The organism is Polaromonas sp. (genome assembly GCF_030689685.1).
In the GTDB taxonomy this organism is placed as follows: domain Bacteria; phylum Pseudomonadota; class Gammaproteobacteria; order Burkholderiales; family Burkholderiaceae_C; genus Polaromonas.
This window is the reverse complement of record NZ_JAUYEY010000020.1, coordinates 25,122-34,010: the sequence shown is the minus strand read 5'-3', so window position 1 is coordinate 34,010 and position 8,889 is coordinate 25,122. Positions and strand designations below refer to the sequence as shown.

The window sequence follows — 8,889 nt, the reverse complement described above, 5'->3', positions numbered from 1 at the left end:
CATAGCCGTAGCTATGGGGCAAGAAGCCGGTGAAAAATGGACCGGCGCGGCCTCTTTGCAGTCGACGTTCCTTCTGCCGCCCAGGCTCCGAGGGCCTGCCTGACGCAAGGGTGGTAGGCTTGCGCCTCCAAAAAGAACCGGAGACAGCGGCATGCAAACCATCGTGATCACGGGCGCCTCCGAGGGCATAGGCGCAGAAATGGCGCGCCAGCTCGCACAGCGCCATGGCGCGCAGCTTTCGCTGGTGCTGGCCGCGCGCAACGAAGAGGCGCTGCGGGCCGTGGCCGCACAGTGTCAGGCCAGCGGCGCGGCCACGCTGGTGGTCCGCACCGATGTGTCCGAGCAATCGCAGTGCACCGCACTGATCGCAGCGGCCATGGCCCGCTTCGGCCGCATCGATGCGCTGATCAACAACGCCGGCATGTCGGCGCAGGCGCTGTTCGCCGAGGTCAGGGCGGAGGACCTCGGCTGGTACGAGAAGCTCATGAAAATCAACCTCTGGGGCAGCGTCTGGTGCACCCATGCAGCCTTGCCCGCGCTCAAACAAAGCCGCGGCAGCATCGTTGCGGTGTCCAGCCTGGCCGGCCTGGTCGGTGTGCCCGGCCGCACCGCCTACAGTGCCAGCAAGTTTGCGATGACCGGATTTTTTGAAGCGCTGCGCGCGGAAGTGAAAAGCGCCGGTGTCAGCGTCACCACCGCCTACCCCGGCGTGGTCGCCACGCATATCCGCCACCGCGGTTTCAATGCGGCGGGTGCGCCGGCCGGCAGCAGCGGGCTCAAGGAAGACGGTGCCATGAGCGTGGAAGAATGCGCCTGCCTGATCATCGAAGGCATGGAGCGCCGCGAGCGTGAGGTGGTGATGACGGCCAAGGGCAAACTGGGTCGCTGGATCAAGCTGTTGGCGCCCGGCGCCGTCGAAAACATGGCGCTCGCAGCATTGAAGGACGAGGCCAGGCCACAATGAGCACGACCTCCCTGCCACTGGACCCCCACAGCAGCGAAGCCCCATCGGCGTGGGTGCAGCGCTGGTCGCACCTGGTCCGCCCCGGCGGCACGGTGCTGGACGTCGCCTGCGGCCAGGGCCGGCACGCGTACTGGTTTTACAAGCAAAAACACCCTCTAGCCCTTGTGGACCGGGCGCAAGCAGCTATGGTTTCAATAGCAATTCCGGCGGAACTGTGTGAGAAGGTGGTGGCTGACATTGAAAACGGACCCTGGCCGTTTGCCGGCCGCCGCTTCGATGCCGTGGTCGTGACCAACTACCTGTGGCGCCCGCTGATGCCAACGCTGCTGGACAGCCTGGCGCCCGGCGGCGTGCTGATTTACGAAACCTTTGCGCAGGGCAACGAGACGGTGGGCAAGCCATCGCGGCCTGACTTCCTGTTACGTCCTGGCGAGTTGCTGGAGGTCTTCCGCAGCTTGCGCATCGTGGCGTTTGAGGACGGCTATCAGGACGCACCCGCTCGCTTTACACAGCGGATTGCGGCGCTCCGGGAACCGTCATCGCCGACAGCGGTCCCACGTTATCCACTTGATAGACCCTCCGAATCCTCCCCAGTCACTGGGTAGAATGCGGAATCGGCCTTATTTCCAGGCTGGTACCGGCAGGCCGGGCCCCTCCACTGACACACAGACATGAACACCATTACCGGCAGCATCGTTGCACTGGCCACCCCCCTGCATGAAGACGGCAGCGTTGATTACCCGACTTTGCGCAAGTTGGTGGACTGGCACATTGCCGAGGGCACCGACTGCATCGGCGTGGTCGGCACTACTGGCGAATCGCCGACCGTCAATGTGGAAGAACATTGCGAGATCATCCGCGTCTCGGTCGAGCAGGCCAAGGGCCGTGTTCCCGTGATGGCCGGCTGCGGCGCCAATTCAACCTCGGAAGCGATTGAGCTGGCTCGTTTTGCCAAAAAGGTCGGCGCCGATTGCCAGTTGCAGGTGGTGCCTTACTACAACAAGCCGACGCAGGAAGGCCAGTACCGCCATTTCACGGCGATTGCCGAGGCGGTGGAACTGCCCATGGTGCTTTACAACGTCCCCGGCCGCACCGTGGGCGACATGCTGCATCCGACGGTGTTGCGACTGGCCCAAGTGCCCGGCATTGTCGGCATCAAGGAAGCCACTGGCAACATCGAGCGCGCGCAGTGGCTGATCAAGGAAGTGCCGGCCGATTTTGCCGTGTACTCGGGTGACGACCCGACCGCCGTGGCGCTGATGCTTTGCGGCGGCCAGGGCAACATCAGCGTGACAGCCAATGTGGCACCGCGGCGAATGCATGAGCTCTGTGTGGCGGCGATTGCCGGGGACACCCGTACCGCAATGAAGATCCAGTTCCAGCTTCTGCCTTTGCACAAACACCTGTTTGTCGAAGCCAACCCGATTCCTGTCAAATGGGCGATGGCCCGCATGGGTCTGTGCGGCGGCACCTTGCGCCTGCCCATGACACCGCTTGAAACCGCCAACGAAGCCACGGTGGAAAACGCTCTGCGCGTTTGTGGCCTGATCTAATTTTTAAGGGAAAACAAGTGAAGAAGACATTGCCTATGCCTACCGCCTCCCGCCCCGTAGTCACCTCGGCGCCATTGATGGTGCTTGCTGCCGCCCTCGTCCTGTCCGGTTGCTCGTCGTTGGGCGAGTCATTGCAGGGCGACAAGGTCGATTACAAATCTGCCACCAAGGGCGCTTCATTGGCCGTGCCACCGGATCTGACCCAGTTGTCGCGTGAAACACGTTACGTCGTGCCCGGCACGGCCGTTACCGCCAGCGGCTACCAGGTCGGCCAGACCACGCAGTCCGTGCCCACGGCGGCGTCCACGGTGGGCGATGTACGGATCGAACGCGCGGGCTCCCAGCGCTGGCTGGTGGTCAACCGCCCAGCCGACAAGCTGTGGGGCCCGGTGCGCGAGTTCTGGCAGGAAAGCGGCTTCCTGATGGCCTTGGACCAGGAAAACCTGGGCATCATGGAAACCGACTATGCGGAAAATCGCGCCAAACTGCCACAGGACTTTATAAGGGCCACGTTGGGCAAGCTGCTGGACAACCTGTACTCCACCGGCGAACGTGACAAGTTTCGCACCCGCCTGGAACGTACACCCACAGGCGCCACCGAGATTTACATCAGCCACCGCGGCATGGTCGAAACCGTTCAGGAAAGTCGCACCACAGGTCCAGTGAAGTCAGGCGAGAGCACCATCTGGCAACCGCGTCCGGCCGACCCTGAACTTGAAGCGGAATTCCTGCGTCGGCTGATGGTCAAATTGGGGGTGACACAGGAACAATCCAAAGCCCTGGTCGCCAGCGGCACAAGCCGCCAAACCGCGCGTGTCGCCAATGTGAACAACGTGCCGGTCGTCCAGATCGATGAAGGTTTCGAGCGCGCCTGGCGCAGGGTCGGCCTGGCATTGGACCGCACCGGCTTCACCGTCGAGGACCGCGACCGCGCGCAAGGCACTTATTTCGTGCGTTACGTCGAACCCACTGCAGACAAAAAGGAGCCGGGTTTCTTCGCCAAGATGTTCCGCTCACCGGCGGCCATTCCTCCCCTGAAATACCGGATTGCCGTGCGCAGCCAGGCCGAGGCAACCACCGTGTCCGTGCTCAATGAGCAAGGCGCACCTGATGCCTCGGCCAACGCCCGGCGCATTGTGCAGGTGATTGCGGACGACCTGAGATAATTCTCGGAAAAAGCCGGTCTCCAGGTGGTGCGGTTTAAGAGCCTGGGCAGCGGCAGCACCGGTAACGCCACGCTGATCGAGGCGGGCGGCCGGTCCGCGTTTCGGGTGTTGGTCGATTGCGGTGTGGGCATCCGGCAGCTTTCGCTGCGGCTGGCCGAGGCTGGCCTGGCCGACAGCGACATCAACGCCATTTTTATCACCCACGAACACAGCGACCACATTGGTTGCGCGCGGCAGTTCGCGCTGCGCCATGGTGTACCGGTATGGATGAGCCTGGGCACCTGGACCGCGCTGGACAAACCTGACTTTGAAGGCTGGCTGCGGATTGCCCAGGATGGTGTGGCCATTGATCTGGGCAGCCTGCAGCTCATGCCTTTCACGGTTCCGCATGACGCGCGCGAACCCTTGCAGTTGACCTGTACCGACGGAGCTTCCAAGCTGGGCCTTCTCACTGACCTTGGCCATGCCACCGCGCATGTGTTGGGTCATCTTCAGTTGTGCGACGCACTGATTCTTGAGTCCAACCACGACAGCGTGATGCTGGAGGCATCGAGTTACCCGTTTTTCTTGAAGCAACGTGTCAGCGGCCAGTTTGGTCATTTGTCGAACCAAGCCGCCGCGCAAATCGCCCGGAGCGTGTGCCATGCCGGCCTGAAACATCTGGTGGCCGCGCACTTGAGCCAGCAGAACAACCGGCCGGCCTTGGCGCAAGAACTGCTGTCTCAGGCCCTGGGTTGCCGCAGTACCGATATTGTGGTGGCCGATGCCGGCAGCGGCACACCCTGGCTCGCGCTGTAACCCCCTTGATTCACGCGATCCGCCCATGAAAAAAGCCGCCCAAAGGCGGCTTTTTAACCAGAGAAACCTGGAGAAGAAATTTACTTCTTCTCGCCAGTGCCGCTGGTTGCAGTGCCAGCGCCAGCGCCAGCATCGATAGGGGCGGCCGTGGTGCCGGAGACAGGTGCAGCAGGTGCAGAAGCGTCAGCGGCTGGTGCGGGAGCAGCCATAGGCGCTGGTGCCGGAGCAGCCATGGGCACTGGTGCCGGAGCGGGAGCAACGACTTCTTCTTTTTTACCGCAGGCAGCCAGGGCAACAGCGGCAACGATGGCCGCCAAAACGAGGGACTTGTTCATTTGAATGATCCTTGATGAGTAAGAAAAACAATTTCCGGAAATCGTCAAAAAAAAACTCAAATCGAAACGATCCGAGTTTTGCTTGACCGGGTTAAAGGACTCGAGCTCTTTCTTCCCAGACCGACATTATATGCGGGTTTTCACGAGCGTAGAAACCCGGAATTGACACATCTAGGAGCCTGGGCGGAGGTAAAAAAGCGGAATTACTTCACGCTTCGTCGCCCACCAGGTCGTTGCGGATGGCATATCGCACCAGCCCCGCCAGGTCGTGAATATCCAGCCGCTCCATGATCTGGGCGCGATGGGTTTCCACGGTTTTGACGGACAGGCTGAGGTGGCGCGCCACTTCCTTGCTGGAATAGCCACGGGCTACCAGGCACAACACTTCGGTCTGGCGTGCGGTCAAAACGCTTTGTTGCGCAGGCTCCGCACGGGTCACGAATGCCTGCGCCAGTTTGCGCGAGACACTTGGGCTCAGGTACGTGTCGCCGCGCTGAACCGCTGTCAGGGCCAGCGCCAGCTCGTTCACAGCAGCGTCCTTGATCAGATAGCCGGCAGCACCGGACTGGATGGCTTCGGTCACGTATTCATGGTTGTCGTACATCGACAGCAACACCACCCTGGTCGCAGGTGCGCTGATGCGGATTTCGCGCAGTGCAGCCAGACCGCTCAAGCGCGGCATGGCAATATCGAGCAGCGCAATCGACGGTGCCAGCTCTTTGACCAAGCGCACCGCCTCATCGCCATCGCTCGCCTCGGCCACGACTTCAACGCCGGGCATGCTCTCCAGCAAGGCGCGCAGGCCAGCGCGCACCAGGTTGTGGTCGTCCGCGAGCAAAATCCGTGTCACTGGCAGGTTCACCATGGGAGTACGGCCCTGACACGGGTGCCCTCACCCACTTCGCTTTCAATCGACATATCCCCCCCCTACTTCTGCAAGCCGCTCCCGCATGCTGGCCAGTCCCAGCGACGCGGTTTGCACCTGCCCTGACAAAGTCACGCTGGCATCAAACCCGTCGCCGTCATCCGCCACCAGAATGTGCAGCAACTTGCCCCGTGTTTTCAGGGACAAGCGCAAGCGCGAGGCATTCGCATGGCGCATCACGTTGGTGATCGCCTCCTGCACCACGCGGAAGGCGACCAGTTCATTCGCGGGCTGGCCACGCGGCGGCTCCAGCCGCACTTCAATCCGCACGGCCGCCATGAAAGGCCGGGCGAACTTGTCAACCAGCCAACGGACGGCCGCATCCAGGCCCAGATCTTCCAGAATGTGGGGGTGCAGCGACGCAGTCAGGCTGCGTGTGTGACTAAGCGCTTCGTCTGCCAGCGCGACCGGGCGTTGCAGCAGTAAATGGACGGCCGCATCCCGCGCGCCCAACATTTCCAGCGACATTTTGAGTGCCGTCAAAATCTGTCCAACCTGGTCATGCAGATCGCGCGCAATGCGGCGGCGCTCGTCCTCCTGCGATTGAATTAACTTCTTGGAGAGTGCCTCGAGTTCTGCGTTGCCCTGACGCAGCTCGGCCTCCTTGAGACGAAGATCGGTCACGTCGGTGTCTACCGCAATCACCCCAATCACGCTGCCGTCAGTCCGGCGCATGGCACCAGCGCGCGTCAGAAAATCACGATGTGGTGCCCCGGGGAAAGCGACCTGGTTGTCGAATACCTGTGAAGTCAGGCTGCTCATGGCTGCCTGGTCTTGCTGGGCGATACGGCCTGCAAGCTCGTAAGGCAATATATCAAACACAGAGCGCTGACGTGTCTCATTGCGCGTGCAACCATAGGCGATTTCATAGGCACGGTTGATCCGCAAGAAGTGCCCGCGCTCGTCACGCACACTCAGCGGCATAGGAATAGCCTCCAGCAACTGGTCGATAAACCGCAGCTGCTCCTTGATGGCTGTTTCAGTCGCCTTAAGCACTGTCATGTCGTGCAGCACAAGCTGCGCCCGCAGGCCATCGACGTCGAAATATGAGATAGCACCCAGCTGAACCGGGATTTTTTCATCGCTGGCATTGAGCACATTGGCATCCGTGAAACCAAGCTGCTGCGGCGACTCCCAAAGAAAATCCACCCACGACGCTTCGCCTTGGGCAAAAAGACTTTCAACAGCACGCCCTTCCAGCTCAAATTGCCCGCCACTTTTCAGTAACCTATGTGCTGCGGGGTTGGCATACGCCACGGTGCGATCAGCGCCGCACAATACGATGGCATCGACAGAAAGCTCGACCAGCCGGCGAAACCGCGCTTCTCCGGCAGCCAGCGCGGCGGTACGTGCCTGCACCTTCATCTCCAGCTCGGTATTGGCGGCTACCAGCGCGCTTTCGGCGTTGTACCGCCGCCTTGCCTCCTGAATAACCGCCGCATAAGCGCCCAGCAACATGGCTAAACCGACAAACGCCACCCAGAGCCCGCTTTTTTGCAGGCCCTGATTGACACTCGCCAAAAAACGAATATCAACCGCAAACTGCCTGTCTAGAGTTTTCTCGATATCGGTCAGGGCTTGGTGAATCGCACGACTGAGCGCCTCTCCTTCCTGTGTGATCTTCTGCTGTTCTGCCTCCGCTTTCGGCTGCTCAATACGCAACGTCAGCGACCGGCGTATATGGTCTTCGTAAATGTCCACCATGCTGATCAGCTTTGCCACTTTGGCCGCCAAGTCGGTTTCAGGACTCGGGGACTGCGCTATCGCGTCTTCCAGTTCGCGAAAATGAAGTTTTACCTGCCTGCTGGCGACATCCAGCGAACTGTTAAATGTAGCGTCCCCCGTCAATACAAACCCGCGCCGCGCCACCTGAATTTCGAATACATTCGTACGAATACTGCGAACCTGCTCTTCCTTTTTTCCCAGGATTCAAAGCGCGGCACCAGACCAGAAATCCTGTTGACTACGCTGAAGTTAACAGCAAGCAGCACAGAGAAAAAAAGCATCAAAACAGAAGCTGCCAGCGTGAGCGCCCAGAACACACGGCTGCCAATAAAAACTCTGTTGCTTGAAACGAAGCCGGTGAATCTACCCATGTAGGTATTCTGTACCAGTTCTTCAGGTCGCCAAACAGCCAGGAGCCTGGGCGGCAGAAGGAACGTCGGCTGCAAAGCGGCCGCGACGGTCCATTTTTCACCGGCTTTTTGCCCCATAGCTACGGCTATGGGGCTGCAAACCCGGCAAAAACTGTCCTCGCCGGGGCCACTTTTCGCTTCGACGCCTTCTGCCGCTCAGGTCCTGATTGGTTCACGCTATTGAGCGTTTCAAAACTCATGACCGTCGGAACGCTCCATCCCTCACCCCCGCCCTCTCCCAAAGAGCGAGGGTGAGATCCGTCCAATCACTGTCGTGTATTTGGAAAAGATCAATACTCAGCCGTTGCTGGCCTGAATGCCCCATTTGGCCAGCGCGGCATCGTCGCTGATACGTGCATCAACCCAGCGCGCGCCGTCCGGCGTCTGCTCTATCTTCCAGAACGGCGCCTGGGTTTTGAGGTAATCCATCAGGAATTCGCAGGCCTGAAAACTTTCGCCGCGGTGCGCCGAGCTCACGGCCACCAACACGATCTGGTCCAGCGGTTGCAGCAGCCCGACGCGGTGGATCACACGAGCGCCGTAAATGTCAAAACGCTTGTGCGCCTCGTCGATCATGGCCTCGATGGCTTTTTCGGTCATACCGGGGTAATGCTCGAGCTCCATAGAACTCACATCGCTCCCCTCATTGCGGTCCCTCACGGTGCCTGTGAAGGTGCACACCGCGCCCACCCGCTTGTCGCCTGCGCGCAATACGGTCACCTCATCGGCAAGGTTGAAATCGTCGGTCGTGATCAGTACGCGCGGAGAGGCCATGCTTGCAATTTTGCCACGCACCCACCTGAAGGCGATACATGCAGGTAAGATTTAGCGCATGGCCGAACGCACAAACTGTCTGACCCCCTGGACGCCCTCCGGCGCCCCGGGCCAGGATGCGTGCGCCGGCAAATCGAAAAAACCGTTGCTCATTTGACCGGAGCTGCGGTTCCGTCGTCGAATGAGCGATGGAACCTGCAACAGCCCTTCTTTCCAGGTCTTTCTGCGCGTCCCACCTC

General features: G+C 60.6%; 10 protein-coding genes. 5 read left to right on the top strand and 5 right to left on the bottom strand.

Annotated features, from left to right (window positions below; genetic code table 11):
- Positions 1-151 precede the first annotated feature (151 nt).
- The 5 genes from Q8O29_RS05055 to Q8O29_RS05035 all read left to right on the top strand — a co-directional run bounded on the left by Q8O29_RS05055 (position 152) and on the right by Q8O29_RS05035 (position 4,481).
- Positions 152-964, top strand: a complete 813-nt coding sequence (locus Q8O29_RS05055) for an SDR family oxidoreductase (RefSeq protein WP_305560968.1) — start codon at positions 152-154, stop codon at positions 962-964.
- Positions 961-1,569: a bifunctional 2-polyprenyl-6-hydroxyphenol methylase/3-demethylubiquinol 3-O-methyltransferase UbiG gene (locus Q8O29_RS05050; RefSeq protein WP_305560967.1), complete on the top strand. Its 609-nt coding sequence runs from the start codon at positions 961-963 to the stop codon at positions 1,567-1,569. The genes Q8O29_RS05055 and Q8O29_RS05050 overlap by 4 nt, the downstream gene beginning before the upstream one ends.
- 66 nt (positions 1,570-1,635) lie before the next feature.
- Complete coding sequence (dapA, locus tag Q8O29_RS05045; protein WP_305560966.1) at positions 1,636-2,517, top strand: 4-hydroxy-tetrahydrodipicolinate synthase; 882 nt, start codon at positions 1,636-1,638, stop codon at positions 2,515-2,517.
- Between the two features lie 35 nt (positions 2,518-2,552).
- Positions 2,553-3,683 (top strand): outer membrane protein assembly factor BamC, encoded by a 1,131-nt coding sequence (gene bamC, locus Q8O29_RS05040; protein ID WP_305560965.1) that lies wholly within the window; start codon positions 2,553-2,555, stop codon positions 3,681-3,683.
- Positions 3,684-3,707: 24 nt separating this feature from the next.
- Positions 3,708-4,481, top strand: coding sequence for an MBL fold metallo-hydrolase (locus Q8O29_RS05035; protein WP_305560964.1), 774 nt, complete (start codon positions 3,708-3,710; stop codon positions 4,479-4,481).
- An 80-nt stretch (positions 4,482-4,561) separates the two neighbouring features.
- Here the strand turns inward: Q8O29_RS05035 and Q8O29_RS05030 are convergent, their stop codons facing one another.
- From Q8O29_RS05030 to moaE, 5 genes are all read right to left on the bottom strand, one after another.
- Entirely contained in the window at positions 4,562-4,816 is a 255-nt protein-coding gene (locus Q8O29_RS05030) for a hypothetical protein (protein ID WP_305560963.1), read from the bottom strand.
- Between the two features lie 208 nt (positions 4,817-5,024).
- Entirely contained in the window at positions 5,025-5,681 is a 657-nt protein-coding gene (locus tag Q8O29_RS05025; protein ID WP_305560962.1) for a response regulator transcription factor, read from the bottom strand.
- A gap of 42 nt (positions 5,682-5,723) precedes the next feature.
- Positions 5,724-7,610 carry a PAS domain-containing protein gene (locus Q8O29_RS05020; protein WP_305560961.1) on the bottom strand — a complete coding sequence of 629 codons (1,887 nt, stop codon included), beginning with the start codon at positions 7,608-7,610 and terminating at the stop codon, positions 5,724-5,726.
- Positions 7,586-7,954: a hypothetical protein gene (locus Q8O29_RS05015; RefSeq protein ID WP_305560960.1), complete on the bottom strand. Its 369-nt coding sequence runs from the start codon at positions 7,952-7,954 to the stop codon at positions 7,586-7,588. Before Q8O29_RS05015 ends, Q8O29_RS05020 begins: the two co-directional genes overlap by 25 nt.
- Before the next feature lie 219 nt (positions 7,955-8,173).
- A complete protein-coding gene (gene moaE / locus Q8O29_RS05010; protein ID WP_305560959.1) occupies positions 8,174-8,650 on the bottom strand; it encodes a molybdopterin synthase catalytic subunit MoaE in 477 nt (158 codons plus the stop codon).
- Positions 8,651-8,889: the final 239 nt, after the last annotated feature.

Coding starts and splice junctions, on each gene's coding strand:
- Q8O29_RS05055 (WP_305560968.1), top strand. CDS start 152: ATGCAAACCATCGTGATCACGGGCGCCTCCGAGGGCATAGGCGCAGAA.
- Q8O29_RS05050 (WP_305560967.1), top strand. CDS start 961: ATGAGCACGACCTCCCTGCCACTGGACCCCCACAGCAGCGAAGCCCCA.
- dapA (WP_305560966.1), top strand. CDS start 1,636: ATGAACACCATTACCGGCAGCATCGTTGCACTGGCCACCCCCCTGCAT.
- bamC (WP_305560965.1), top strand. CDS start 2,553: ATGCCTACCGCCTCCCGCCCCGTAGTCACCTCGGCGCCATTGATGGTG.
- Q8O29_RS05030 (WP_305560963.1), bottom strand. CDS start 4,816: ATGAACAAGTCCCTCGTTTTGGCGGCCATCGTTGCCGCTGTTGCCCTG.
- Q8O29_RS05025 (WP_305560962.1), bottom strand. CDS start 5,681: ATGGTGAACCTGCCAGTGACACGGATTTTGCTCGCGGACGACCACAAC.
- Q8O29_RS05015 (WP_305560960.1), bottom strand. CDS start 7,954: ATGGGGCAAAAAGCCGGTGAAAAATGGACCGTCGCGGCCGCTTTGCAG.
- moaE (WP_305560959.1), bottom strand. CDS start 8,650: ATGGCCTCTCCGCGCGTACTGATCACGACCGACGATTTCAACCTTGCC.